The sequence below is a fragment of the Mycolicibacterium iranicum genome (assembly GCF_002101705.1).
Lineage (GTDB): Bacteria > Actinomycetota > Actinomycetes > Mycobacteriales > Mycobacteriaceae > Mycobacterium > Mycobacterium iranicum.
In genome coordinates this window covers 43,999-70,402 of record NZ_LQPC01000026.1, presented here as the reverse complement: position 1 = coordinate 70,402, position 26,404 = coordinate 43,999, and the positions used below count along the sequence as shown (strand labels likewise).

Below are 26,404 nucleotides of genomic sequence, written 5' to 3'. Positions count from 1 at the left end.
GCGCCGAAGGGATTTCTGACGACTCAGGCTAGCTCGGAAAGACGGCCGAAGTTGTCGTACCCGACTGCGATAATAGGTTGTGCCGCAACCGATTCACCGTCGTCTCCACATTCTCGAAGCCGCCGATTGGAAGGCCGGCATCATCACGCTGCTCAACCCGGACTCGCCGCTTCGGCCGTGGCGCTACTCCTTCGGTGAGGCGCGTCCGGGCGACTACGCAATGCTTGTCCTCGGCACCGACCCTGCTTCGGTGCTCACCGTTCTCGCCCGCGTCGGTGACGGCGGATCGCTCGGCGGCGCCACGGTGGACCTGGCCCGCCATCGTGCCGACCTCGTCGACCTGACCACTCTGGCAATGGTCCTCGACCTACCGGACGCGTTCACGAGCTGGCGCCTCGATGACGACGCGGCCGAGCGCGTCATCCTCGCGCTGCACGAAAGCCCGGTCTACGGTGCGCCGCCATATCGCTGGGGTCACTCGTCGGTGGTCGCGGCTCGGAACCTGCTGCAGTTCAACGGTTACTGCGACGGCTGCAACGATCCTGTGGATCTCGGTAGCAAGGACGCGGCATCCCACGTGCATGTCCATACGGTCGACCCGTTACCGAGGCCGGACCCCGATCCGCCCATCCGAGCACCCGACTCATCCGGCCGGCGCCGGCCTCACCTTGCGTCCCTGCGCGAACAGGCGCGAGACTGGCCCGCCGTCCTCTGCCGTCCCTGCTATCGCCGGATTGAGACCGTCGGCTACCGGAGTTTCGTCGACTACTGCTTCGCTCAACACCCGGAATGTCCGCGCTGCGGTGCCGCCCGTACACACGCCATCGTCTACGGGATGCCTGCAGATCCTGAGTCCTGGGGACCGTGGCTCAGCATCGGCGGCTGCTGCCTCCAAAACGAGAAGTGGCGGTGCGGCGCCTGCGACCACGAATGGCTATGAGCCGCTGATCTCGTCTATTCGCTTGAACATTCGCGTCCGCACCATGTCGTCCACCGACAGGTAAAGGCCGAGGTTGCCCAGATTCACCGGGCCGGTCGCATGCCCGAGGACCCGCGGCAGCGCCTCGACGACATCGGCGAAGTCATCGATGAACTCCCGAAAGCTCTGCAACTGACCGTCCAGCAGCAACGCACAGTCGGCCACCACATCCTCGTACTGCAACGGGACGGACAGGCCTCGGCAGCGTTCCGAGAGCTCGAGCAACCGCTCGTGGAAATCCATGGTGCGGTTCGCGATGTGCCCAATCGCCTCCGGGTCTGCCTCCGACTCGTCGTCGGCGCCACTGAACGCACCCATGAATGCCGGCGCCCCCATGAACCGCTCGATCTGACGCATCGTCGACAGCATCTCGTTGACGAAACCCAATACGCAGCGGGCCACTTCACGTCCCGAGAACACCTGCGCCGTCACAACAGCTGAAAACCCCAGTTCGCTGTCGCGCAGACGCGCCGCCACGGCAGTGCGCCGCTGCACCAAGATCGACGCGAACAGCGCCTGCTCCCACCCCCGCGGCTTGTCACGCACCAAGGCATCCACCTCGGCCGGCGTGGTCGCCATTCGCGCGATCGTCGGATCACTCTCGGCCGCAGCCTCGTCGGCGTCAACCATCGGCATCCTCGGAGGCTTACCCGCCTCTCCGTAAATGGCCCGGCTATCGCCCATCAGCGTCCAACGGTGCTGTCGGTCGGCCTTGCGCTGCAGCTCGAACTCCCGGTCGGCGGCCTCGTCCTCGGCGAGTTGCCGTCGCTTCTGCTCCTCGCGCACCAGTGCCCACACGGCGACACCCACGCCCACCACGACGGCTGCGCTGACGAACCACCAGATGTACTTGATGACCAACCCGACGAGAAAGAGCACCCCGAGGATCCCCAAGAACACCGAGCCATCGCTCGGTGGGGAGTATCGCCGCGTTGCCATGGAAAGACGGTACGAGTCGGCGCCGACAAGTATGGGCATCACGCGAGGACGCCCGGGCACACGTGCTACTCACTCACACGAATGAGCACCTTGCCCGTCACTCCGCTCTCGACTGCGTCATGGGCCGCCGCCGTCTGCTCCAGCGGAAAGGACTGCACTGGCAGCCCATTGGCTTCGCCGACCCCCATCGCCCCGTCGCGGACCGCGGCGGCGACGTCCTCGCGACCGTTCGCCAGCGCGTCGTCACCGACGGTGTACAGCACCAGGAATTGGTAGCGGGCGTTCACCCACATGTTCGAGATGATGTCGAGTTCCACACTGGCGCCACCGTCGTTGGCGTAGATCGAGATCGTCGCCCGGTTCGACACCACGGCCGCGTCGAGCGCGGCGTTCGGACCCGGGGCGACCTCGACAACGATGTCGACCCCGTCGGGCGCGACCTCGCGGATGGCCGCTGCAGTGTCACCGGCTTTGTAGTTGACGATGTGGTGGGCGCCCGCCGAGGCCGCCAGCGCCTCCTTCTCCGGGGTGCTGACCGTGGTGATGACGCGGGCACCGGCCCACCGGGCGAGCTGTATGGCGGCATGGCCGACCGCTCCGGCGCCGCCCGCGACGAGCACCGTCGCGCCGGCGAGCGCTCCGGGCGCCAGCCGCGACGGCCAGCCCTCAGCCACCGTGAGCGCGCGGTGTGCGGTGATCGCCGGCACTCCGAGGCTCGCCCCCACGTCGAAACCGACGGTGTCGGGCAGCGGGACCACCGACGTGACGGGCAGAACGACGTACTCCTGGGCGGTCCCGTCCGGACGCTGGTGCTGGGCCATGAAGACCCAGACCCGGTCACCCACCGCGAAGTCGGTGACACCGGTACCGACTGCGTCCACCACTCCGGCGCCGTCATGGTGAGGCACCACCTCGGGGAACTCCAGCTGCTGGCCCGCGCTGGTGCCCTTCCGGTGCTTCCAGTCGGTGGGGTTGACACCGGAAAACACGATGCGCACCCGCACCTGCCCGGCATCGGGATCGGGAATCGCACGGTCGTGCAGGTGGAGAACCGAGCTGTCGCCTGTGCGCGAGTAGGTGATTGCCTTCATGGGACCCACAACGCGGGGCGCGGCGACACATGTTCCCACCGGTGCACCGTGGCGCTCGAGCATCATCGGTCGGAGCCTGATCGCAGTCTTGGTCGGCGATGGTCGACGGGTGATGCTGTCGGTGCGCCCGGCTAACGTCGGCACAATGTCGACTGAGATCACCGTCCGAGGTTCGTTCTCCGCATTCCGGGCGCCGGAGCGTGGGACTGTTCATGCCTCCGTCAGCTATCACGGACCCGAGAAGGACTGGGTCTACGACCAGGTGGCCCGCGACCTCGACGTCGTCAAGCACTCGATACAGCGGCTCGAAGACGGAGACAGCGGCGCCGTTGCTTCCTGGTCCACGGCGCAGTTGCGCACGTGGTCGCATCGACCACTAGATCCCGTTGGTGACGAGCTGCCACTTGTCCATGTTGCGAAGGTGGGCGTGGAGGTGGAGTTCCGAGACCTGACGGCACTTTCGCGCTGGGTCGGCGAGCACGTCACGAATACCGAGGGTTTCGAAATCTCCTACGTGGACTGGTCGCTCACCACGGATAGCCGCGACGATCTGATCAGGGGCGTCCGCACCGGCGCCGTCCAGGATGCAGCGGCTCGCGCGCAACTCTATGCCGATGCTGTCGGGCTCGGAACGGTGGCGCCCGTCGCGATCGCCGACGCCGGGATGCTCGGCGGTCACACGCAATCCGACGGCGGCATGAGAAACGTCATGGCGGAAGGGGCGCCGACCTCGGGCAGTCCGGAGGTCGAACTCGTGCCCAGGGATATTCGAGTGTCGGCGACCGTCGACGCACGATTCGTCGCAGCGGCTTCCTGACTGCCGGAGCGGGTAGCGCGAAGGCGAACGGCTCAGTTGCCGTTGGTTGTCGGCGCTGGCGGGTCATTGTCCGGGGGCAGCCAGCGTAGGATCGTCGATCCAAAACCCGCGACAGCTGACCACGGGGTGCGTAGCTCGCCCCCGCCGATGCCATTCCACCGCTCGCCGCCGCTGACGCAGAAGAACGGCATCTCACGGGTGAACTGACGGCGGTCAACCTTGCCGTGTGCCTCGATCTCGACGAGCCAACCGGTCAGATCGATGTCGCGCTCATCGACCACGATGCACAAGGCGCCGTCCCATTCCGAGCAGAAGTGGTAGCGGACATCGGTGCCGGGAATGTAGGTGGAGTTGGTCAACTATGTCCTTCCGTGGAAACCCCGCACTCGTTGCGCTGCCGCCTCGGCACTGCAAGATCTTGACACCTTCCTGGGACAATAGGTTGTGCCGCAAGCAGTCCGCCACTCGTCTCCACATTTTCGACGCCGCCGACTGGAAGCCCGGTGTTATCACGCTACTGAACGCTGCACAGCAATATCGGCCCCGACCTTGTGCCCTACGGCACCACGAGCTCGCTGTCCCGCAGATCGGTGATCAGCATGTGGCCCGGCGCGTGACCGATGGCCAGCGGCGGGCGGGACTGCATGACTGCGGCCTGCGGGGTGACCCCGCACGCCCAGAACACCGGGATCTCCCCGGGGCGGATGGTCACCGGGTCGCCGTAGTCGGGCGCGGACAGATCGGCGATGCCCAACGCCGCCGGATCCCCAACATGCACCGGGGTACCGTGCACCGACGGGTAGCGGGACGTGATGCGCACGGCGTCAGCCACCTGCTCCGGCGGTAGCGGCCGCATCGACACCACCAGCGGACCCCCGATCCGCCCCGCCGAGCGGCACTGCCGGTCGGTCCGGTACATCGGGACATTGACGCCCTCTTCGATGTGGCGCACTGGAACGCCCGAATCCACCAGTGCCGCTTCGAAACTGAAACTGCAGCCGATCAGGAACGCGACCAGATCGTCGGTCCAGTACTCGCGGGCGTCCGTCGTCTCGGTGACGAGTTCGCCGTCGAAGTAGATGCGGTAGGCCGGGATGTCGGTGCGGATGTCGCCGCCGGGGAGCAGCGGACCCGCGTACTGGCCCGGCTCGAGCACGTCGAGGACCGGGCACGGCTTCGGGTTGCGCTGCGCGAACAGCAGCACGTCGAACGCGTAATCCCGTGGCACCGCAATCAGATTCGCCTGCGCGTATCCGGCCGACCAACCGGCGTTCGGGGTTACCAAGCCGTCACGAAAACGCCGTCGCGCCTGCGCCGGTGAGATTGCGCTCTCGTCGGAAGTCATTGCAGCCCTGCCACTTCGACTTCGACCAGCAGTGCCCGCGCGCCGTAGGGGAGAAGTCTCATGCGGGTCGGTCAGCTCCACAGAGCGGACAGGCCGCTCAACGAGTTCCAGCCCAGGTACAGCGTCAGCAACCACACGGCCAGTCCGACGATCTTGAGCCACATCGGATAGCGGTAGCCGCCCAACAGGTCCCGACGCGCCCAGGCGACCCACAACACCACGGTGAACCCGATCGGCAGGATGAGCCCGTTGAAGGCGCCGGCGAACACCAACAGCGTCACCGGTGCGGCGCCGAGAATGACGAACAGGGCAGCGCTGAGGGCGATGAATCCAACCGTCAGGATGTTCTGCCTGCGGCGCGGGGTGGTCGACTTGGTCAGGAACGACACCGAGGTGTACGCGGCGCCGATCACCGACGTGATGGACGCCGCCCACAGGATGACGCCGAAGATGATTCCGCCGGCAGCGCCGAGGGCGTACTCGAACGCCGAGGCGGTGGGGTTGTCGCTGGCGAGGCTGACACCGCTGGCGGTCACGCCGAGGATGGCCAGGAACAGCAGCGCGCGCATGATGCCGGTGACGATGATGGCGTACGTCGACCCCCTGGTGATGCGGCCGACGTTCTCCGGTCCGGCGATGCCGGTGTCGAGGAGGCGATGGGCGCCGGCGTAGGTGATGTACCCGCCCACGGTCCCGCCGACGATCGTGGTGATCGCCAGGAAGCTGATCTGCTCGGGCAGCACGGTGTTACGCAGTGCCTCACCCAGCGGGGGACGCGACACGATCGCGGTGTAGGCCGTCATCGCGATCATCGCGACCCCGAGAACCACGACGATCCGATCGAGGGCGATACCGGCCCGCTTGCTCAGGAAGATCGCGATGGCAATGAGCGCCGAGAGCGCGCCGCCGATGCGGGGGTCGAGCCCGAACATCGCGTCGGTGCCCAGCCCCGCGCCGCTGGTATTGCCGATGTTGAAGACCAGCCCGCCCACGACCACCAGTGCAGCGAGCGCGTAGCCGATGCCGGGGAGGACCTTGTTGCCGAGTTCGTGGGCGCGGATCCCCGCCACCCCGATCACCCGCCACACATTCATCTGCACCGCGAAATCGATGACGATCGACGCGAGGATCGCGAACGCAAACGCCGCACCGAGCTCGACGGTGAATTCCGTGGTCTGGGTGATGAAACCCGGGCCGACCGCGCTGGTCGCCATCAGGAACATCGCCCCGAGCAGAGCGGTTTTGGCGGGTTCCGAGGGTTGCGGAGTTGTGTCGACGGACGGGTTGAGTGGTGGTCCTTCGGGAGTGGCCATGTGTCGCATCCTCACCGTGACTGAAACGGGTCTTTCCTGCTTCTGGCTTCCTGCCGATCGTCGAGCACATCGGGGCCGGGCTCTTCCGTCCCGGTGCCCGGTTACCCGAGGAGCCGATCGTCGAATCGCTCGCAACACCCTTCGTGAGGCGCCGAACCAGCTCATCGGGTGTGACACACCGGCGCACAGTGGCCACAAATCCGCCGAGCCTGGATGCTGAAAGCGACCGGCTTGCGATACTGCCTGTGCTCACACCGAAGGAGAACGCGCATGGCGAGCCCCGACATCACCAGTGCTGCGCAGGTGCGCGGCGCGCTGGAGCACTGCTTCGACACCTACGAAGCGCTGTGTGCCGACCTCAGCGAGGACGAATGGCAGACCCAGTCACTGTGCCCGGACTGGACGGTCCGCGGCGTCGTCGACCACGTCACCAGCATCGAGGCCGCCATGGCCGGCTGGCTCCCGGACGACACCACCACGCCGCCGCCGTTCGAGCGCGCGGGGGAGTTCCTCGCCGACTCCTCGCCCTACCTCGACAAGGTCCGCGCCGTGTTCGACGCGCGGCGTCGCGACCTGGCGGCCCTGACCGACGACGACTTCCGCCGGCCCTCCTGGACGCCCGTCGGTCCCGGCACCTACGGCGGCTTCCTGGCCATCCGCGTCTTCGACTTCTGGGTCCACGAGCGCGACATCACCACGCCCCTTGGACGCACGACCGATGACTCCGGCATCGGCGCGGAGCTGTCGCTGGCACAGGTGGAGAACTCGATCGGCTACATCGTCGGGAAGAAGATCGGCGTTCCCGACGGCAAGAGCATCACCTTCGATTTGACCGGGCCGATCACGCGTCAACTGCATGTCGCCGTCAATGGGCGAGCGGCCAAGGTCGACCGGCTCGACAACCCGGATGTCGTGGTGACCACCGACTCGACGACGTTCATCCAACTCGCCTGCGGGCGCATCGATCCGCAGGCGCAGATCGACTCGGGAAAGATCAGCTGGACCGGCGATGACGAACTCGGCGACCGTGCCGCCCGCAATTTGAGGTTCACGATGTGACGAATCCTCCTGTCTCCGTTGACTTCCACTTCGACGTCATGTGCCCGTACGCCTACCAGACGTCGCGGTGGATCCGCGCCGTACGCGACCAGAACGGCCTGCAGGTGAACTGGCGCTTCTTCAGCCTTGAGGAGATCAACCGCCAAGAGGGCAAGAAGCACCCCTGGGAACGGGAGTGGTCCTACGGCTGGTCGATGATGCGCATCGGCGCGCTGCTGCGCCGGCAGTCGATGGCCGACGTCGACGCGTGGTACGAACGAGCCGCGCGCGCCTTGCACGTCGAAGGGCACAAGCCGCACGAAAAGTCTATCGCCCGAGACCTTCTCGAAGAACTGGGCTTCGATCCGGGACTGGTCGACGAGGCGATCGCCGACCCCACGACAAGCGACGAGGTAATGGCCGACCACAACCGTGTCGTCGACGCCGGCGGCTACGGCGTCCCGACCCTGTTCTTCCCCGACGGACAGTGCCTGTTCGGCCCGGTGCTCATCGACCCGCCGACCGGTGCGGCGGCGCTGCGGTTGTGGGACGCCGTCACCGCATGGACGGAGTTTCCGCACCTGTACGAGCTTCAGCGACCGAAGACCGCCGCCGACAAGCAGGCGATCGCCGAGACGTTCCGTCCGTATCTGGAAGCCAGGGACTGGGTTTCGATCAACCGCGGCAAGGTCGTCGGCTTCGACGACCTTCGGTGAGGTAGCGGCTGAGCTAGCTGTACTTGCTCCACGTCACCAACGAGCCGCCGGGTGTACAGACGATCAGCGCGCCGTCCGGCCCCGACGCGTTCCACGCCTCATAGGCGTCGTCAGGTTCCACATCCAGGCGTGTTCCGTCACTGAAATCGACACGGAGCGCACCGGCGGCATCCACCGTCGCTTCGTCGATGGTCGATCCCACCAGCTCACGGATCGGCTGAAGTGCTTGGTCCGGATCGTCCTCGGCTGACAAAGTCATTGCGTCGGTTCCGCGTTCGAATCTGATCGCCGACTGGATCATCATGAAACTATGGCCGGACAGTTCGAAGACGACAGAGTTTTCGATCAGCACCGATTGCACCCGTCGGCCGTTTAGGTAGAGATCTACCCGTGCCACTCCTACACCTTAAGTTCGATCCGCGGTGGCGTGCTCTGGATCCGCACTATGCCCCAATCGCCTGCTACAGCAAAGAGGTTGCCGTCGACGGTGAGCGTGTCGATGTTCCCGAGATCCACTTCTCCGGTCGCGTCGGTGAAACAACACGCCGATCTGGTGACCCACTCAACGAGTTCAACGTCCGGAAAGACGAGGCGCGCATGCGCATAGCAGTATTGCTCGCCCGGGCGAGGGGGATGGTAGGCGGCGTGCTCTGGCGTCAAAACTGCATCGAGATCGAAGACCAGCCGATCCCTGCTTTCGCTGATCTCGAGTACGTAGCTGTCTTCAAGATAGACCCCAGCGAGGCCGGGCAGAGCTGTGTAGTCGATCACCGGCTCACGTTCCGATCCCGCCCGCTTCTGATACCACATCGATCTCCTCGGGCCTTGGCCACCGCATTGGGGGTTTGTCACCGATCCAGGCGTATTCCAAGCCTGACACGAGGCCATCGGTGATCCAGACAATGATTTCGCCGTGGTAGCCCGCGCTGCTTTTGATAAGCGTACGTGCGGGAAATGGCCCGCTCGGAAGCTCAGAACTGCCTCCTGCGGCCGCCACGTTGAGAACCCACTCTGTCGAGTGCGAGACCATTGCCCTTTCGAGTTGGTCAAGGAGGACGCGGGTTCCGCGAATCTTGGCTCGGCATAGAATGGTTCGGATAACGGCTTCCTCCTCCGTGGAGATCGGCCGCCACCCTGCCCGCACCGTCATGGCCACTCCGCAATGCGCGTGCGATTGAACGCGGCCATCACTGCACTGACGGTCCGTCCGTAACCGGCTGGTTCCCAGTCTTCGTCGAGGTTGTTCGTCAATTCCTCACTCAGCGCCACCATGATGAGCTCTGCATCAGACGCCGGAACGGTGCCGGATCGCCGGACACGTTCGCGCAAATCGGGGTGACGGCGGCCCAGAAACTCGTCAAGGAGCTCGGCCGCGTCGGCGCCGAGAAAGCGAAAGGTGCTATCCATGGGAATTCTCATCCGGATGCACTAGACAGGCCAACCGAATAGGGACTGCTAGGTGTACCCGAGGTCTCGAAGCGCCTGCCGAGCGCGGCTCGCGCACTCGCGCAGCTGAACGTCGTCGAGGTCCTCGGGCGCGTCGCGAAGATGGGGAGACTCGACGTAGGCATCGGCGTCCTCGAACAACTCCTGAAGTACCAGATACACCGGCTGATCAAGCATGCGGCGTTCGGACTTCATCTCGTCTAGGTATGACAGTTGAAATTCGGGCGCGGTGATCGAACCGTCAAGGAATCGGTCAATCAGTATCAAATAGGAGTCGATGTCGAAGCGTTCGTCCTGCGTCATCTACTAGCCGTGCCTGACCACCCTCGTGCCAGGTTGTCCCAGTCTCGTTGCAGGCCTACCAGCTGGTGATGAAGTTCGACCGCTTCGTTGCTCACCGAGCGGGAGATGTCGAACGCGACGTCAGGATCTACTTTCAGTGGTTGCATGGCTTCCTCGTGCGGCCGGTCACTGAGTCGCTTCCAGCCTAAAAGCTGCGGCGAGGGGGTCGTGTCGCCAATTCGCGCTGACGCCAACGTCAGAACCTCTGGCGCGTGATCTGCGCCACCATTTCGCGCAATCGCCGATCCGCGATTACCCCCAGGTAACTCCCAGCCTTTACGCTGCGGTCTGATCTCGCGGTTGCCCGGATGCGCCGCATTCCGACGCGCCCACCCGAGGACACCCTGATGGCGATCACCGACGTTCCCGCCTACCTGCATCTCAGCAGGGAAGACGTCGAAGAGATCGCCTACGAGCTCGACGTGATCCGCCGTGACGTCGAGGAGTCGCTCGGGGAGAAGGACGCGGCCTACATTCGGCGAGTCATCGGCTTCCAGCGCGCGCTCGACGTGTCGGCCCGCGTGCTGATCGCCGGCAGCCGGTCCAAGAAGGGCTGGCTGCTCGGGACGGCGGCTTTGGCCTACGCGAAGTCGCTGGAGAACATGGAGCTGGGCCACAACATCTCCCACGGTCAGTGGGACTGGATGAACGACCCCGAGATCCACTCCAACACCTGGGAGTGGGACATGGTCGGATACTCGGCGCAGTGGCGGCACTCGCACAACTACCGGCATCACGTCTACAACAACGTCCTCGGCATGGACGACGACATCGGCTACCGCTGGCTGCGGGTGACCGAGCACCAACCGTGGCGCTGGCAGCTGCTGTTCACGCCGCTGCGAAACCTGTTCCTGGCAGCGACATTCGAATGGGGCATCGCGCTGCACGGCATCCGTGCCGAGCGCGACGGCACTGATTCTCCGGAAGCGTTCGGCTCCGCGAAGCGCAAATTACGCGGCAAGATCATCCGCCAGCTCGGCAAGGACTACCTGTTCTTTCCGGCCCTGAGCCTGCGCCGGTGGCGTCGCACCCTCGCCGCCAACGCCACCGCGAACCTTCTGCGCAACCTCTGGGTGTACGTGAACATCATCTGCGGGCACATCCCCGGCGGTGTCGAGGTTTTCGACCCGGCAGTGGTCGAAGACGAGACCAAGGGTGAGTGGTACCTGCGTCAGCTGCTGGGGACCGCGAACTTCACCGCCGGCCCGCTGCTCGCCATCTCGGGCGGTCACCTGTGCTACCAGATCGAGCACCACCTGTTTCCCGACCTTCCCAGCAGACGACTGCCGGAAGTCAGCGTTCGCGTGCGCGAGTTGTGCGAGAAGTACGATCTTCCCTATAACACCGGTTCCCTTGCCCTGCAGCTGTTTCGAACGCAGCGAATCGTTCACGAGCTGGCGGTTCCAGACGATCGCTGAGCGTCGTGCCAGGCCTGCCGAATGTCGGGCCGCAGCAGGCCGCGGACGGACTGATTTGTCGGACCTCTTCGGCAGAATGGCGTTATGTCCGCGACGGCAACCATATTGGCTCCGAAGGAGCGTCTTGAGGGGTTGTTCGACGAGCTGGCTGAGCTGACCGGTCAGCGCAATGTTATCGACAGTCGCATTGTGGAAATCGCTGCCGAGATCGAGCGAGACCAACTGGCGGGCGGGACGGGCGCGCGTTCGGTGGCGGCGTTGATGGCGTGGAAGACCGGAGTGACGGCACGCAACGCCGAGACCGTCGTCGCCATTGCGCGCCGCCTCGATGAGTTTCCTCAGTGCGTGCAGGGGATGCGTGAGGGGCGGCTGTCACTGGACCAGGTAGGGGTCATCGCCGAGCGGGCGGCCGACGGGTCCGATGCGCATTATGCCCAGTTGGCCGCGGTCGCCACGGTTGCCCAGCTGCGGACGGCGGTCAAACTTGAACCCCGACCTGAGCCCGAGTCGAAACACGAACCGCGTCGCGAGTTCAGCCGAACTGAGGACGACGAATACACGACCTACCGCATACGGTTGCCGAAGGTGGAGGCCGCGAAGTTCGACACGGCGGTGCAGTCACATCACGACAAGGTGATCGCCGAGTGGACGCGCGATCATGGTGAGGACACGGGAGATCAGAAGCCGCCGTTTCCGAATCGGGTCGACGCATTCATGAGCCTGGTCGAAGCCGGATGGGACAGCGATGTGGCTCGCCGGCCCCACGGCGCGCACACCACGGTTGTCGTGCACCTTGACCCGGAAAAGCATTCTGCTGCGCTGCATTTAGGGCCGGTGCTCTCCGATGCTGATCGGCGGCTGCTGTTGTGCGACGCAACCTGTGAGGTGTGGTTGGAGCGCCACGGCCAGTTGATCGGGGCGGGGCGCACCACCCGCACGATCAGCCGCCGGCTGCGGCGCGCCCTCGAATACCGTGACCGCTGCTGTGTCGTTCCGGGTTGCGGCGCCACCCGCGGGCTACACGCTCACCACATTCGGCATTGGGAGGACGGCGGCCCGACGGAGCTGTGGAATCTGGTGCTGGTGTGCCCACACCACCATCGCGAACACCACCGCGGCGCCATCACGATCAGCGGGACCGCCGATACCCTCGTGGTCACTGACAGTGACGGCGACGTGCTCACCCACGGTCCGCTGGCTCGGCCGCCCACCACTCCGGCACCTATCGTCGAGCCCTGCCGAGGGCCACTCGGCGAACGCGCCCAATGGAAGTGGTACCACCCCTACCAACCACCACCGCCGACGAGCAACTAGCCTCGCTGCTCTGCCTCGTACGCGACTATGGGTGCGCGTGACGAAACGGCCCATCACGGCACGAATCGTCGCCAGTCGATAAGCTGGCTTACGGCGTGTTTGCTGACGCGCTGAGCAAGCCAGCGAGGAACGAAGTCGATGCCGCTCGAAGGGCACACAACCGGGACACCGGGTGCCAAGCACGCCGCCCCGGCGCGATTCCGCCTCCTGTGGCTCCTGCTGACCGCCCCGTTCGCCGTCCTGGCCAGCCTTTACCTGGGCGACCTGCTCCTCAGCTCCGATCGCGTCCCCCGCGGCGTCAGCGCCGCCGGCGTGCCGATCGGCGGTATGCAACGCGGCGATGCCGAAGACCGACTCCGTGCCGACGTCACACCCCGCGCGACCCAGCCCGTCTCCGTCACGCTCGGTGACGTGGACGGCGAGATCGACCCGACCTCGGTGGGTCTGTCGGTCGACTGGGCTGCCACAGTCGCACAGGCCGGCGTCCAGCCGCTGAACCCGATCACCCGACTCACGTCCCTGTTCACCACCCGCGAGATCGGCGTCGTGTCGACCGCCGACGACGCCGCCCTCACCGCCGCCCTCGAACAGCTGGGCAGCACCATTGCCAAGGGCCCCATCGAAGGGTCGGTCCGCTTCCAAGGCCGCGAACCCGTCGCCGTCGACCCGGAGAATGGCCGCCAACTCGACGTCGACACTTCCGCTGCACTGCTCAAACGCGACTGGGCTGCCGGCGCCACCCTCGACCTCCCAGTTCTCGAACTTGAGCCCAGCACAACGACTTCCGACGTACAGGCAGCCATCGACGACATCGCCGCGCCGGCCGTCTCCGCCCCTGTCGTCATCGCCGGCGACGGCGACGCCCGAGCCGTCATCTCCGAGGACGTCATCGCCGCGGCAATGACCTTCGACGTCGAGGACGGCGACATCGTCGCCACCGTCGACACGACCGCTATCGCCGACGCCGCCCGCCCCCAACTCGCAGCATCCGAGACGCCGCTGCGCAACGCCACGATCGACTTTGTCGCGTCTCCGCCGGCGAAGTTGCCCTCCCAGGACGGCCGCCGCATCGACTACGACGCCACCCTCGCCGACCTGATGGACGCGCTCACCAGCACCGACGAGCGCGACATCACCGCCGTCTACGTCGACGAGCCGGCGACCTTCACCACCGCGGACATCGACGCGCTCGGGGCGATAGAGGTCATCGGCGAGTTCCAGACCTCCGGCTTCTCGGGCGACTCGGGCGTGAACATCAAGCGGGCGGCGGGAGCCATCGACGGCCTTGTCGTCGCGCCGGGGGAGACGTTCAGCCTCAACGCCGCCACCAATCCGCGCAACGCGGCCAACGGCTACGTCGAAGCCGGCATCATCCTCGACGGCCGACCGGACAGCGGTGTCGGTGGTGGCGTGTCCCAGGTGGCCACCACGCTGTTCAACGCTGCGTACTTCGCCGGCATGGAACTCGTTGAGCACCAAGAACATAGCTACTACATAAGCCGGTATCCAGCGGGCCGGGAGGCGACGGTCTTCGGCGACGTCATCGACGTCAAGTTCCGCAACGACGGACCCACACCGGTGCAGATCCAGACGGTGTGGACCTCGGGATCGGTCACCGTCCGGCTGATCGGGATCAAACGCTACGAAGTGACCTCGGCGCAGAGTCCGCGAACGGCGCCGACCAGTCCCCGGACCATCACCATCCCCGAGGGGGAATCATGCAGCGCCAGCGGCGGTGCACCCGGGTTCACGATCACCGACACCCGCACGTTGCGAGACATCGTCACCGGCGAGACGCGGACGGAATCGCACACCGTGCGCTACGACCCGATTCCGAAAGTGGTGTGCGGAGGCTGATGACTTTCGGTGGCAGCACGGTCATGTGATCAATGTTGAGGTTCTTCTTGCCCAGGTTTCGAACAACGTCGCTTGGTGCGAGCCGCCCGCCAGGTGCAACTCGTGGTCTGCGGCGAAAAATCGCGTTCAGGTTAAGCCCGAACGCGCGAATTGATTTGCTTGCCTTCGTCGATGGATTCCTCCCGAATTATTCAGCCTGACGACGTATCGGATACTCCGAGATTGCACTCACGATCTTTTGAGGTTGCACTCATAGCTGTCTCCATGTCGCCCTGATTCAAGTCTCCATTCAAAGAATTCCTGGCCGTTGGCGTCAGAAGGTTTGGGTATGCTCGGCACATGGTTTCGGAGCTAACGGCGCGCGAAAAGCTCCTCGTGGAGGGGCGGAACGATTGGGTGAAGCTGTGGGAGGTTCACCGGAACGTTGCGCTAGAGAACACATCTGCCACCTTAGATGAAGTTCAGTCAAAAACCATTGACATTGTGAGGGCCTTGATCAGTGAAGGCTTGGCCGAGGTGGGTGAGCTCCGAGACCATGGCGCACGATTCGAGCCGTGGACCACGACAGCTGACGAGTCGGCACGCCGCCTTGAAGCCGAGTATGTCGACGGTTTCAACGAGCGCGACGGGTGGCCGTGGACGTTGTGGCTCCGAATCACAGAAGAAGGCAAGCGTATCGGGGATTTGAACGAATCCGCATACCGGGATTGGTTGTCCAAAATTCGGAAACAAGGAACAGAGGATCAGGCGCTACCGCTGAAGTTTGAGCCGCGGTCGTGACTATTAGCTAAGGTAGTTGCCTACGCCCTTCCCTTGGTTGATGCTAGGCATCAGCGGTGAGATCCCCGATGAGTCTCGCGGGCCGTGCGTGGCCTGGGAATCGAAATGTTGGTAACCAGCGCTGAATGCACAGATTCAGTTAGCTGTGCGACATCGGATTTCAGGTGTCGTCGTGCCTGAGCATTGATCAAGATGGTGTGCTCAACGAGTCCTCCACCACCGTCGGACCGCACGACGAAGTCGCTGACCTGAATCCAGAGCCGAGTGCCTCGCGACAATGTTCCTCTGCTACGCGTGGCTATTACGTTTACCTCAGCCGGCATGCGGATGCGGTACGTGATCGGTTCGTTTACCCCGAGGGACCTCAGGGCTCGGCCAGCGCCATTCTCGATTACGTCGTCGCTCACGGTTCCACTGAATCGGAGCAGATTGATTACTTCGCACCCGATCCAGCCGTCGATTCCATCATCTGCGCGTCGAATAAGTACTCGTGCGGGCGTTATCGGACCCATATCCAATGTTGTGGCAGTCCAGCCCAGAGGGACCGATAGCGACGGTAGCCAAAGCGATAATGCCTCCGGCGGAACCACTTTCACATGACCCACGTGTCGCCGAATATGTTCTGCCATTGAAGTGGCTTCTGGCGCCAAGTAGAAATCGCTCGGCGCCACTAGTAAGACACCTTCGGTGTACCGAGCCACCCGAGGAACGCGAGCAGTCCTCCGAAAAGTACGCCGCCAATCCCCACCTGTTCCTCCGAGGTCGGCGACGGCAAGGTGGCATCCGGCAACCAGTCGGGTACTGAATCGGCCGACGGCGCAATAGTAGACGGCTGTGGCATGGCGACGTCGATCCCAGGCGGAAGTCCACCGGAGGGCAAGGACCCCTGGGGGACTCCCGCAGGCGCCTGAGCCCATGGAGGTATTAGCCCCGGCGTCGGAGGGTGATCAATGACGGGCAAATCGGGAGGCGAAATAATGACGGGTGCCTCACCCGAGGTCGGTGGTGCGGGAGGAGGCGCTACCGGCGGGGGCGGAGGAAGGTGAACCTTGTCCGGCCCGCTGACGCCTGGCGGATACTTCACATCGAGTGTCGGCCCATGGCCGCTGCTTTCGCGGACGCCGATGATGGTTCCGTCAGGTAGGACCCGCCTGTCGTAATAGTTGTCGGGCGTCGGCAGCGGCTCGCCGCCCTTCACGAGATCCTCGTAGAGATCAAAGATCTCTTCTTCAGTGTCGACTTCCCTTACTCCCCGATTGTGGCCCCTCTGAAGCTCTCGAAGTCTTTCGGCGATCTCATTGCCCGACAGTGCGTCTTCGTCGCCACTGTCCGTGTCATACGCCTGGACATCACCATCGCCGGTGGACGACTGCTGAACGAGCGATCGGTCCTGGAGCCAGTCTGCCGGGATCAGGCCAGCGAGTTCCGCTGCGGCAGAGGAGAGTTGGGCGCCAACGCGAACATCCTCGGCCGCGATATTGCCGGCGCGCATCACGATATAGCTGTTGTGTGTCGCGGCCTCGATTTTTCGGGATTCGTATATGCCCAACTGTTGCGCCGTGTACCGCCGCGCATCTCTGACCGCTAGGTTGTCGTCCACCCGGAAGTCGGCGGCTTCGGCTTCGCTTATCGCGTCAAGCGCTAAGTCTCGCAACTGTTGGATGGACGCGGCGCCGGCGCTGGCGGCTCGGCGCATCTGTCGCATGAGATCCGCTGCGCGATATACGGCACCTCGATCAGAAAAGCTTCGTCGCTGCGCGGCATCGGCAGTATCGCCTTCCCAATCGGTACCGCCGGGTGCCATCAGTTGTTGCACGTGCGTGTCAGCGGTGCTCTCGAGCTTGTCCGCTGCTGCTGCGAAGCCCTCGGCCAGAGCGAACAATTGATCAATTGCCGTCGACCAGCTATCGATGTCGGATCGCGAAGGTGTGCCTGAAGCGGTACCTCCCACGGCTACCGGCAACGGTGCCGGTGCACGAAGGAGGCCAGCTGGTGTCGCGCTCACAGTGAGATTGAGGCGATATTGCGTCCTGCGTTCTCGTCCTCTAAGGAGTAATGAGTGGCCGATACGGCTAGCGAGGAACCATGGGAGGCGAGTCGCCGAGCATACGCAGCGGTGAACGCCTTCACGCTGGCAGCAAATGTCATCGCTCCCGTGACGGACGGCTTCCGGCCAGTCGGGCTAGCTAACTCGACGTCGACCATGGCGTCCGCTTGGAAGGTCAATTGCGCTGCTGCAGACTGTAGCCCCGCCGGATCCACAGATAACGGCTCTGGCACCGCCGCTGCCTCCTCATCGTCGCGATAGAAGAAGTGTAATAGGGCCGCGAAGGGGTAAGAAGCGGATACTTTGTTGCTCTTACAGGAGTGTATTGCGATCGCCGAAAGATAATGCGCTTACATTCTCGCCGTCTTCATCGTCACGAATCCTGTAACTCGATCTCCTGTCAAAGCAGCTGCGAGAGATCTCGCGCTCCTCCGGAACGACGACCGGAACTCCGCGCACGTTCGTTACGTCGGCGTGTTTGTGCTGCACACAAATCGCGAATTGGGGCGAATGAGGTATCCCCGAGAAAGCCTTGTGCGACGGACTCGTCGCCTTAGCTGCTCGCGAGCACGGAGCAAGTTTCATCACCCCAGGACTCATGCACGCAATCCATTAAACCCGTCGTGGCGGGGACGCCGACCGCGGAGGCTTATGACTTTCGGTCGCCGACGCAGTCGGTACAGGCATGACTGAACAACCGACACTCGAAACCCGCGCACCCCAGCTCTACGCCTCGGTCGGCGGCACCGTCGCGATGGATCAGGTCAGTGCGATCGCCGACCGCTTCCCCGAGGTCTTCGACGCTCTCGCTCGGCATGGAAAGCAGATCAGTGGCGCGCCGTTCCTTCGATACCGGACCATCGACATGGACCGCGAACTCTGCATCGAAGCGTGCGTCCCGATCGATGCCCCGCTGCCGGCCGACGGCGCGGTGTCGACCGACACGCTGCCCGGCGGGAAATATGCAGTGGCGACCCACCGCGGCCCCTTCGACGGCCTGATGGACACGACGGAGGAGCTGCTGTCGTGGGCGTCCGATCAAGGCCTGCAATGGGATTCGACGCCGACCGACAACGGCGAGGAGTGGGCCGGCCGCATCGAGATCTACGAGACTGGGCCCGCGACCGAACCCGATCCGGCGAACTGGGTGACCGTACTGGCCTTCAAGCTCGCCGACTGAGCCCGCTCGAACTCTCGCGAGAACGTCACCGCCAGTTGCTGGGCGCGCCGGTGATACTCGGCACCGTCAAGCATGCTGTCGCCCAACGCGAAACGCGACGCCAGCCGCGCCAGCGCATCGGCCCCTTCGTTGAGCGGTTCACCGCGATGGCCCTTCACCCACACCGGCGTGATCCTCTCGCGCTCCTCGAAGATCATCTGCCGCGCGCGCACCAACCCCGGCGTCTTGCCGCTCTGGCGATACGCGGAGTAGCCCTCAGGTAGCACGTCCTCGCCGGCCATCCACCGCTTCACCATCGCGACCGCAAGCGTGCTGTCGCTGAGCACCGTGATGTCGCGGCCGCGAAGTCTCTGCACTGCAGCACCGATCGCACGCAGCTCGGCGACCAGGACCACCTGCGGACCGATCAGCCTGACGGAATGTCGAAAGCCCTGCAGCCCATACTCACCCGAGGATGCCAACCAGCCGTAACCGGTGATCTTGCCGCGCACCGACCCGTCCGTCGCGACGCACACCGGTGACTGCACCTGACGCAACCCGGCATGCGCCCGACGCACGAGCGCCTCGTCGGAGAACCGCGGCCATTCGATCCATACCCCGGGTATCAGCAGCGCCACCTCGTCGCGCAGCGCCCACAGCGTGCTGCGCGCAGGCAACTGCACCAGGAACCGGATCCGCTGCGCGCCGGACGCCTCGCGGATTCGCCTGATGGCATCGAGGACCGCCGTGTCCGCCGATTCGGCGTCGACAGTTCCGGACCAGCGGTGCTCGGCCGAGCACGCCGCATAGGCGAACACGGATGCGCCGCGTGCGCTCACGGCGAGTGCCACCGTCATCGCTGGACGCGACCGCGGAGCCACGATGTCGACCGGCCGCGCAGCAGCCACAGGTTTGGGTGCCATATCCGTCTCCTCCCAGGGTGGTGAGACGTGACTGTAAGGCGGGTCACCGACAAGTCCGGCGACAATCAATTGCGCACAATTTAATTGTTCACTACCATCGGGTGCGTGCCTGCCGCCCGACTCGATGACCAACTCTGCTTCGCCCTGTACACGGCGTCGCGGACCGTCACCGCGGCCTATCGGCCGGTGCTCGAAGAACTGGGCATCACCTATCCGCAGTACCTGGTACTGCTCGTTCTCTGGGAAGACGGCCGGTGCTCGGTCGGCCACCTGGGGGAGCGCCTGCACCTCGACTCGGGAACGTTGTCACCCCTGCTGAAACGCCTCGAAGCCGTCGGCCTGGTCGAGCGCCGACGGTCGGTCGACGACGAACGGAGGGTCGACGTCGCGCTCACCCCGGCCGGGGAAAAGCTCGAAGCCCGCGCCGCGTGTGTCCCCGAGCGTCTCCTCGCCATGGGCGGCGCCTCCCCAGACGACCTCGCCGCACTCCGTGATGCCCTGAAAGCACTGATTCATCAACTCGATTCACACATCTGAAAGGAACGACATGAAAGCGCTCTACACCGCCGAAGCCCTCGCCACCGGAGAAGGCCGTGACGGTCACGGCGCCACCTCGGACGGCAAAGTCGATGTCGCCCTGAGCATCCCGAAGGAAATGGGCGGATCCGGTGAGGGCACCAACCCCGAGCAGCTCTTCGCTGTCGGGTATGCCGCCTGCTTCCACTCCGCGTTGCGCCTCGTCGCCCGCCAGCAGAAGGCCGACGTCTCCGACTCCGCTGTCGGTGCCAAGGTGATCCTGGGCTCCACCGACAGCGGCGCCTTCGGCCTTGCTGTCGAACTCGAGATCACGCTGCCCAACGTCGACCACGACACCGCGCAGGGACTCGCCGAAGCCGCCCACCAGGTCTGCCCGTATTCCAACGCCACCCGCGGCAACATCGAGGTCAAGCTCACCGTCACCGACGACTGAAGACGCGGCCGAAATAGACGGCCGTGAAGTATTTGCCGAGCCACGGTGCGAAGTGGCCGTCGCATTTTGTCTCACCGCAATGGGCCGCGACCAGCCGCGAATGCGATCGACGCAGGCTGAACACGAATTAGTTCAGCGATACGTCACCGAATTGGTCGAACGAATGAGCGCGACCCTCGGCGCGGTCAGGTCTACTATTTTTTGCTATGAGCGTGGAGGGGTGGCGTGGGCGCCTCGATGAGGCCGCCTCCGAGGCCCCCGCCGCCCTGATCCGGACGCTTTTGGCATTCCTGCGACGACGGTTGGACCTTGATGTCGCACTGGTGGCCTCGTTTCAGGACGGGATCTACGTCATCGACGAAGTCGACGGCGATCCCGACGTCTGGGAGGACCTCCCCGACCGCGAGCTGTCGGTGTCGGATTCGTACTGCGTAAGGGTCATCGACGGGCGACTGCCTGCCGTCATCCCCGACACGTCACGCAATCAGACCACCGCGGCGCTCCCGATCACCGCGGCGCTGGGTATCGGCTCCTACATCGGTGCCCCCATCAACGGGCCCGACGGCGACCCGGTCGGGATGACCTCCGTTGTCGGCCGGGGTCCCAAGCCGGATCTTAACGACGACGATCTGACGCTTGTCAAGCAGGTCGCCGACCTGATCAGCACGCTGATCACCCCGCCCGACAGCGGCCCGAATCACGGCGCCGAGCAACGTAGCGCGATCCGTCGCGTGGTGGCCGAGCACGATTTCGAGATGAACTTTCAGGCCGTCCACGACATCGCGACCGGCAAAGTCGTGGGCGTCGAAGCCCTCGCGCGCTTCTCGTGCGAACCGTATCGGCCGGACGCCTTCTTCGCCCAGGCCGCCGAGCTGGGCCTGGCCATCGAACTCGAGCGGGCCATCGTGGCCCGCGTCGTGCAGATAATGCCCGCATTGCCGCCTGATGCCTTCGTCGCGATCAACATCTCACCCGCTGCCGCCCTGGTGCTTCCGTGGGACGAATTGCTCGCCAACGTCGATAGATCGCGCATCGTCCTCGAGATCACCGAACACAGCGCCGTTCCCGACTACGAGGCCCTCGACGACGTCATGGAGGAGTGCCGCACCCACGGCATGCGCGTGGCCGTTGACGACGTGGGGGCGGGCTTCGCATCGTTCTCACACGTCCTCGAGCTGGGGCCGGAGTTCGTCAAGATCGACCAATCGATCACGCGCAACATCGATGTCGACGACGCCCGCCGCCGGCTCGCCCAGGCCATCGCGGAGTTCGCCGGACAGATCGGCCACGGTCATCGCCGAAGGCGTGGAAACCCAGAGTGAGCTCGACGCCGTCAGCGCCGCGGGAATCTCACTGGCACAGGGTTATTACCTCAGTCGCCCCAAACCGTTCGAGCACGGATTCCCGTCCGCAGAGATTACCGCGACACAGTCGGATCCGATTCAGTCTGCCGCCGTCGATCTTCTCGGCGAGCGGCGCTTCGAACTGGCTCTGGCGCACTCGCCGATCGGAATGTGCGTTGTCGGGTTGAACGGTACGTTCCTGCGGACCAACCGGGCGCTGCGCACCATGCTCGGATACAACCGAAAAGCCATGCAGAAGATGACTTTTCAGGATGTCACTCACCCCGATGACCTGCAGCTGGACCTCGCGCTGGTCAATGAATGCCTGGAGGGCCGACGGCGCTCGTTCCGGATGGACAAGCGATACATCGCCGCTGACGGCCGCATCGTCTGGGGCGCCCTGACCGCCGTGCTCGTGCACGCTCCGCGTGACCGGCCTCAGTGCTTCGTCTCGCAGATCGTCGACGTAACGGCCGAAAGGGAACGCGAAGCTGAAGTTGCTCGCCAGGCGAACATCGATCAGCTCACGTCCATCGCGAACCGCTCCGCCGCGTGGCGCAGGCTTGAGCAATTGGACGCCGAAGGCAAGGGCTACGGCGTGCTGTTCTGCGACATCGAGCGCTTCAAAGCAGTCAACGACCGCAACGGCCACCATGCCGGCGATCGGCTGCTGGTCGCGGTCGCCGGCCGTTTGCTCGCGGCCGTCGGTGGCGACGCTCTGGTGGCCCGCTGGGGTGGCGACGAATTCCTGATCATATCAAGCACTTTCGACGACCACAGCCTCGCCGAACTGACCCGGCGGATCGGCGATGAGCTCGACAGCGTGCCGATCACATTGACCGACGGAACCGTGCTTCCCATCGCGCTGACGATCGGCTCAGCATCGCACCAGCCCGGCGACGGCCGCTCCATCGACTCCGTGCTCGACCGAGCGGACCAGGCCATGTGCGACCAGAGGCGACAGCGAGGCCGCACCGGCCGCCGGCCATCAGGTCGCCTCGCGCGGCGCGCCTAGTCTCACGGCACGGTGGTGCGGCGGACGACGAGCTCTGGGACGAATACCGGGTTCGACGGCGCGCGGTCGGACGAATCCGCCGCGGCCATCAGCCTCGCGGGCGTGGGATGAGGCGCTCCAACTGGGTCACGTGCGCCGGCTCCAGCTCATCCACCGATGCGACGCCGAGCAGCCGCATGGTGCGGGTGATCTGTTCGGACAGGATCGCGATGGCCCGGTCGACGCCGGCTTCGCCACCGGCCATCAGCCCGTACAGGTACGCCCGGCCGACGAGCGTGAACCGGGCGCCGAGCGCGATCGATGCCACGATGTCGGCACCCGACATGATGCCGGTGTCGAGCAGGACTTCGGTGCGATCACCGACAGCCTTCACGACCGAAGGCAACAAGTGGAAGGGTATCGGAGCCCGATCCAGTTGGCGGCCTCCGTGATTCGACAGGATCAGCCCGTCCACGCCCAGGTTGGTCACCGCCACGGCATCCTCAACTGTCTGAATACCCTTGACAACCAATGTGCCGGGCCACTGCGACTTGATCCATGCCAGATCCTCGAACGTGACCGTCGGATCGAACATCGTGTCCAACAGCTCGGCCACCGTACCCGACCACCGATCCAGCGATGCGAAGGCCAGCGGCTCGGTGGTCAGGAAGTCGATCCACCACTGCGGCCGCGGTATCGCGTCGAGGACGGTACTGGCGGTCAGCGCGGGCGGAATCGACATGCCGTTGCGTTTGTCCCGCAACCGGGCCCCGGCGACCGGTACGTCGACAGTCACGAGCAAGGTGTCGAAACCGGCGGCGGCGGCGCGCTCGACCAGCGCCATCGACCGATCGCGGTCCTTCCACATGTAGAGCTGAAACCAGTTGCGGCCGTGCGGATTGGCGGCCTTCACATCCTCGATGGACGCGGTGCCCATCGTGGACAGCGAGAACGGGATTCCGGCGCGGGCGGCGGCGCGGGCGCCTGCGTGTTCCCCCTCGGTCTGCATCATCCGGGTGAAACCGGTGGGTGCGATGCCGAAGGGGAGCTTCGATCGGCCACCCAGGATCGTGCAGCTGGTGTCGACCTTGGATACGTCGCGCAGGATCGCCGGGTGGAACTCGATGTCCTGGAACGCCTGTCGGGCCCGGGCCAGTGACAGTTCGGCCTCGGCGGAGCCGTCTGTGTAGTCGAAGGCGGCTTTGGGGGTGCGGCGCTTGGCGATCGTGCGCAGATCCTCAATCGTCAGCGCCCGCTCCAGTCTGCGGGTGCGGGCGTTGAACTCGGGTTTCTTGAACTGCATCAACGGCGCGAGGTCTTTGACGCGGGGGACGCGACGTTCCATCAGACTGCCTTTCCTGCCCCGACGACGGCGGGCCGGGGGACGAAGCGTTGGGCCGGGAAGCTCGCTGCGACCCTGTGTCGCAATGCTTCCAGATTGCCGGCGATCAATCCATGTGCACGTGCCGTGACCAGTACATCGCCCAGCGCGGTGGCCTCGGCGGGTCCAGCGAGCACCGGGAGCCCGACCCGGTCGGCGGTCGGTTGGCACAGCAACCTGTTTTGCGGACCGCCGCCGACGATGTGGACGGTCTGGACGCATACACCGGACAGCGGTGCGAGGGAGTCAAGGGGCCCGCGTAGCGTTCACGGAATGAAGGACGGACGGAAGCGTCGCAAGGCCAAGCGGGCGCTCCGTGATGCCCGCAGGACGCCGGCGCCGGGCGCGGCGGACGAGACACCGTTGGTCGACGAGGTGCGGCAGGCTCTGGCCACCGGGCAGCCGATCGATCTGCTTGGCTTGGTCAGCACGCTGGTCGAGGCGACCACACCCGCCCCGCTGTCCTTCGTGGCAGTCGGAGCTGAGAAGGAATCGGTGGATCTGGCCACCATGATCGACAGCTTCGTCGGGCACCGCATTCCCGAGACGACCGTCTTGCTCGCCGTGCTCGGCGAGTTCCTCGACGACGAACGGTGTCGCCGGGAAGTCGCCGCCCGGCGCGACGCGCTGCCGCAGTGGATCTCGGATCTCCGCCACGTCGACGTGTATCGGGCGGTGCGGATGACGCACGCGGGCGGTGAGGGCGACGAGATCCTGCTGGGTGCCCGACTCGCCGGCGGCGGTGAACTGACGTGCTGTGTCTTCGTCGACCACACCAAGGCATCCGAGGTGAAGGACGCGTTTTTGGTTCCGAACACGATCAACCAGGTCATTTCGCTTGCGGCGCAACAGAACACCGACCCCGATGTCAGCTTCGCCGACATGCCGCTCGCCGATGCCCGGGCGTGCATCGAGCACGGCATCGCGCAGAACATCTTTCCGGCCGAGTCGGATTCGTGGCCGGCCAGCCGGCCGCTGGTGCGGTGGGTGGTGCGGCAGCTACCTGACGTCGGTTCAGGAGCGCAAGCAGGCGCCGAATTCGCCTGAGCAAGAACACCTTTACCGCGGGGCGCCGCGTGGCCGCCCGACGTTAATCGCCGCCCCCGCCCCCGCCATCGCCGCCTCCGCCGAAGTCACTCGAACCGCCGAAGTCGCCGAAACCGTAATCGCTTCCGCCGTGGTCGCCCGAGAGGCCGAACCCGCTGAAGCTGCCGAAGTGGAGTGTGGTGCTGCTGCCGGCATTCCATGGGCCGCCCTGCGTGTAGTAGGGCGCCGCAGCGATCGCGGCCAGGCCGATCACACCGAACACAGAGCCAAGGACCGCCCACATCACCACGTTGCGGCCCTTCTTGTGCGCAATCAACGCAGCCGGAATCCCGCACAGCGCCCACAGCACGAAGGCGACCATCACCAGTGCGAACATGAGGTCACAGTAGGGGCAGCGACGCCGCTACCGATCCCAAACTGCGCGCTCGGCGACGGCGAACGAGCGCTCCCGCACGCCCGAATGCGGCGTGTCGCCGTGCAGACACGCGCGCTCGCGGTGCTAGATCAGGTGCCGGCCGAGGATTTCTAACGCACTCTGCAACTCCTGCTCGGGCAGCGGAGTGTTGTGCGCGGCGCCGATAAGCACTCCGACGATCGCTCCGGCGATCACACGCCGCTCGGCGTGCTCCTCCGGTGCGTCGGGCCGTGCCGCGAGTGCCTCGGTCATGAGGTCGATTGTCCGTATGTAGGCCGCGTACAACAGGCCGCGGGCCTCGGGGGTCTCGTACAGCATGCGCTCGCCCACGAGTGCATCCTCACGCTGTTCGAGGCTGAGACCGCCGAACACCTTGGCGAGCGCGTATCGGTAGGCCTCGATGATCGTCATCTCGCTGGGAGCAGCGGCGAACGCCTCGACGATCGGTGAGATCTGATCATCGGAAAGGAGCAACGCCTCCTTCACGCCGAAGTAGCGATAGAACGTCCGGGGCGAGACGTCGGCGGCGTGGGCGATCTGCTCAATGGTGGTGTTCGCGTAACCGTGCTTCTCGAAAAGCCGAAAAGCCTCGCGGCGGATCGCGAGGCGCGTGTGAATCTTCTTGCGCTCCCGCAAACTCTGCAAGGGGACTGGCTCCGACATTGGCCCAGTGTGAACTATGGGTGGTACAAACACCAAATAGCCTGTGCGCAGGTAAGAATTGCGTAAG

At 65.0% G+C, this 26,404-nt stretch carries 28 protein-coding genes and 1 pseudogene; 14 read left to right on the top strand and 15 right to left on the bottom strand.

What is annotated here, in order from left to right:
* The first annotated feature begins 79 nt into the window (after positions 1-79).
* On the top strand, positions 80-940 hold the full coding sequence (locus AWC12_RS31550) for a hypothetical protein (protein WP_234813876.1): 861 nt from the start codon (positions 80-82) through the stop codon (positions 938-940).
* Here AWC12_RS31550 and AWC12_RS07825 read toward each other — a convergent pair.
* Entirely contained in the window at positions 935-1,918 is a 984-nt protein-coding gene (locus AWC12_RS07825) for a hypothetical protein (protein ID WP_085173803.1), read from the bottom strand. The two genes, AWC12_RS31550 and AWC12_RS07825, sit on opposite strands and share 6 nt — an antisense overlap.
* 65 nt (positions 1,919-1,983) lie before the next feature.
* Entirely contained in the window at positions 1,984-3,009 is a 1,026-nt protein-coding gene (locus AWC12_RS07820; protein WP_085173801.1) for an NADPH:quinone reductase, read from the bottom strand.
* 145 nt (positions 3,010-3,154) lie between these two features.
* Here AWC12_RS07820 and AWC12_RS07815 point away from each other — a divergent pair, with 145 nt between their 5' ends.
* On the top strand, positions 3,155-3,826 hold the full coding sequence (locus AWC12_RS07815) for an SIMPL domain-containing protein (RefSeq protein ID WP_085173417.1): 672 nt from the start codon (positions 3,155-3,157) through the stop codon (positions 3,824-3,826).
* Between the two features lie 32 nt (positions 3,827-3,858).
* On the opposite strand, the gene AWC12_RS07810 is transcribed toward AWC12_RS07815, so the two are convergent.
* From AWC12_RS07810 to AWC12_RS07800, 3 genes are all read right to left on the bottom strand, one after another.
* Positions 3,859-4,185 (bottom strand): hypothetical protein, encoded by a 327-nt coding sequence (locus AWC12_RS07810; RefSeq protein WP_085173415.1) that lies wholly within the window; start codon positions 4,183-4,185, stop codon positions 3,859-3,861.
* Between the two features lie 197 nt (positions 4,186-4,382).
* On the bottom strand, positions 4,383-5,171 hold the full coding sequence (locus AWC12_RS07805) for a putative hydro-lyase (protein WP_085173413.1): 789 nt from the start codon (positions 5,169-5,171) through the stop codon (positions 4,383-4,385).
* Positions 5,172-5,242: 71 nt separating this feature from the next.
* Positions 5,243-6,484 carry an NRAMP family divalent metal transporter gene (locus AWC12_RS07800; protein ID WP_085173411.1) on the bottom strand — a complete coding sequence of 414 codons (1,242 nt, stop codon included), beginning with the start codon at positions 6,482-6,484 and terminating at the stop codon, positions 5,243-5,245.
* Between the two features lie 270 nt (positions 6,485-6,754).
* Here AWC12_RS07800 and AWC12_RS07795 point away from each other — a divergent pair, with 270 nt between their 5' ends.
* Positions 6,755-7,543 carry a maleylpyruvate isomerase family mycothiol-dependent enzyme gene (locus AWC12_RS07795; protein ID WP_085173409.1) on the top strand — a complete coding sequence of 263 codons (789 nt, stop codon included), beginning with the start codon at positions 6,755-6,757 and terminating at the stop codon, positions 7,541-7,543.
* A complete protein-coding gene (locus tag AWC12_RS07790; RefSeq protein WP_085173407.1) occupies positions 7,540-8,238 on the top strand; it encodes a mycothiol-dependent nitroreductase Rv2466c family protein in 699 nt (232 codons plus the stop codon). Before AWC12_RS07795 ends, AWC12_RS07790 begins: the two co-directional genes overlap by 4 nt.
* Positions 8,239-8,251: 13 nt before the next feature.
* Here AWC12_RS07790 and AWC12_RS07785 read toward each other — a convergent pair whose 3' ends face one another.
* The 4 genes from AWC12_RS07785 to AWC12_RS07765 form a co-directional block, all read right to left on the bottom strand.
* Positions 8,252-8,635 (bottom strand): DUF6188 family protein, encoded by a 384-nt coding sequence (locus AWC12_RS07785; RefSeq protein WP_234813875.1) that lies wholly within the window; start codon positions 8,633-8,635, stop codon positions 8,252-8,254.
* Between the two features lie 2 nt (positions 8,636-8,637).
* Positions 8,638-9,048, bottom strand: a complete 411-nt coding sequence (locus AWC12_RS07780; RefSeq protein WP_234813874.1) for a hypothetical protein — start codon at positions 9,046-9,048, stop codon at positions 8,638-8,640.
* Between the two features lie 336 nt (positions 9,049-9,384).
* Positions 9,385-9,645, bottom strand: coding sequence for a hypothetical protein (locus AWC12_RS07770; protein ID WP_085173403.1), 261 nt, complete (start codon positions 9,643-9,645; stop codon positions 9,385-9,387).
* Between the two features lie 48 nt (positions 9,646-9,693).
* A complete protein-coding gene (locus AWC12_RS07765) occupies positions 9,694-9,987 on the bottom strand; it encodes a colicin immunity domain-containing protein (RefSeq protein WP_085173401.1) in 294 nt (97 codons plus the stop codon).
* 386 nt (positions 9,988-10,373) lie between these two features.
* On the opposite strand from AWC12_RS07765, the gene AWC12_RS07755 reads away from it, so the two are divergent.
* From AWC12_RS07755 to AWC12_RS07740, 4 genes are all read left to right on the top strand, one after another.
* On the top strand, positions 10,374-11,444 hold the full coding sequence (locus tag AWC12_RS07755; RefSeq protein ID WP_085173795.1) for a fatty acid desaturase family protein: 1,071 nt from the start codon (positions 10,374-10,376) through the stop codon (positions 11,442-11,444).
* Between the two features lie 84 nt (positions 11,445-11,528).
* On the top strand, positions 11,529-12,758 hold the full coding sequence (locus AWC12_RS07750; RefSeq protein WP_085173399.1) for an HNH endonuclease signature motif containing protein: 1,230 nt from the start codon (positions 11,529-11,531) through the stop codon (positions 12,756-12,758).
* Positions 12,759-12,896: 138 nt separating this feature from the next.
* Complete coding sequence (locus tag AWC12_RS07745) at positions 12,897-14,615, top strand: VanW family protein (protein ID WP_085173397.1); 1,719 nt, start codon at positions 12,897-12,899, stop codon at positions 14,613-14,615.
* A gap of 339 nt (positions 14,616-14,954) precedes the next feature.
* A complete protein-coding gene (locus AWC12_RS07740; RefSeq protein WP_085173395.1) occupies positions 14,955-15,395 on the top strand; it encodes a hypothetical protein in 441 nt (146 codons plus the stop codon).
* 670 nt (positions 15,396-16,065) lie between these two features.
* Here the strand turns inward: AWC12_RS07740 and AWC12_RS07735 are convergent.
* A complete protein-coding gene (locus AWC12_RS07735; RefSeq protein ID WP_133057318.1) occupies positions 16,066-17,091 on the bottom strand; it encodes a hypothetical protein in 1,026 nt (341 codons plus the stop codon).
* A 1,036-nt stretch (positions 17,092-18,127) separates the two neighbouring features.
* On the opposite strand from AWC12_RS07735, the gene AWC12_RS07730 reads away from it, so the two are divergent.
* Positions 18,128-18,622: a GyrI-like domain-containing protein gene (locus AWC12_RS07730; protein WP_085173391.1), complete on the top strand. Its 495-nt coding sequence runs from the start codon at positions 18,128-18,130 to the stop codon at positions 18,620-18,622.
* Here the strand turns inward: AWC12_RS07730 and AWC12_RS07725 are convergent.
* Positions 18,547-19,524: a ribonuclease HI gene (locus AWC12_RS07725; RefSeq protein WP_085173389.1), complete on the bottom strand. Its 978-nt coding sequence runs from the start codon at positions 19,522-19,524 to the stop codon at positions 18,547-18,549. The genes AWC12_RS07730 and AWC12_RS07725 overlap by 76 nt on opposite strands.
* A gap of 105 nt (positions 19,525-19,629) precedes the next feature.
* On the opposite strand from AWC12_RS07725, the gene AWC12_RS07720 reads away from it, so the two are divergent.
* From AWC12_RS07720 to AWC12_RS31985, 4 genes are all read left to right on the top strand, one after another.
* Positions 19,630-20,061 carry a MarR family winged helix-turn-helix transcriptional regulator gene (locus tag AWC12_RS07720; RefSeq protein WP_085173387.1) on the top strand — a complete coding sequence of 144 codons (432 nt, stop codon included), beginning with the start codon at positions 19,630-19,632 and terminating at the stop codon, positions 20,059-20,061.
* A gap of 10 nt (positions 20,062-20,071) precedes the next feature.
* Positions 20,072-20,494 (top strand): organic hydroperoxide resistance protein, encoded by a 423-nt coding sequence (locus tag AWC12_RS07715; protein WP_085173385.1) that lies wholly within the window; start codon positions 20,072-20,074, stop codon positions 20,492-20,494.
* Positions 20,495-20,700: 206 nt separating this feature from the next.
* Positions 20,701-21,816, top strand: a complete 1,116-nt coding sequence (locus AWC12_RS07710) for a sensor domain-containing phosphodiesterase (protein ID WP_337360666.1) — start codon at positions 20,701-20,703, stop codon at positions 21,814-21,816.
* Positions 21,800-22,852 (top strand): diguanylate cyclase domain-containing protein, encoded by a 1,053-nt coding sequence (locus tag AWC12_RS31985; protein ID WP_337360665.1) that lies wholly within the window; start codon positions 21,800-21,802, stop codon positions 22,850-22,852. Before AWC12_RS07710 ends, AWC12_RS31985 begins: the two co-directional genes overlap by 17 nt.
* 88 nt (positions 22,853-22,940) lie before the next feature.
* Here the strand turns inward: AWC12_RS31985 and AWC12_RS07705 are convergent, their stop codons facing one another.
* A complete protein-coding gene (locus tag AWC12_RS07705; RefSeq protein ID WP_024445045.1) occupies positions 22,941-24,176 on the bottom strand; it encodes an alpha-hydroxy acid oxidase in 1,236 nt (411 codons plus the stop codon).
* Positions 24,176-24,451 (bottom strand): annotated as a pseudogene (locus AWC12_RS07700) (FGGY-family carbohydrate kinase); the annotation flags it as partial. The gene AWC12_RS07705 and the pseudogene AWC12_RS07700, both read right to left, overlap by 1 nt.
* Before the next feature lie 34 nt (positions 24,452-24,485).
* Between AWC12_RS07700 and AWC12_RS07695 the strand changes: the two are divergent.
* Positions 24,486-25,259, top strand: coding sequence for a hypothetical protein (locus AWC12_RS07695; protein WP_024445043.1), 774 nt, complete (start codon positions 24,486-24,488; stop codon positions 25,257-25,259).
* A 43-nt stretch (positions 25,260-25,302) separates the two neighbouring features.
* Here AWC12_RS07695 and AWC12_RS31875 read toward each other — a convergent pair whose 3' ends face one another.
* Both AWC12_RS31875 and AWC12_RS07685 read right to left on the bottom strand, forming a co-directional pair.
* Positions 25,303-25,635 (bottom strand): hypothetical protein, encoded by a 333-nt coding sequence (locus AWC12_RS31875; protein WP_024445042.1) that lies wholly within the window; start codon positions 25,633-25,635, stop codon positions 25,303-25,305.
* A gap of 123 nt (positions 25,636-25,758) precedes the next feature.
* Positions 25,759-26,337: a TetR/AcrR family transcriptional regulator gene (locus AWC12_RS07685; protein ID WP_085173383.1), complete on the bottom strand. Its 579-nt coding sequence runs from the start codon at positions 26,335-26,337 to the stop codon at positions 25,759-25,761.
* Between the last annotated feature and the right edge of the window lie 67 nt (positions 26,338-26,404).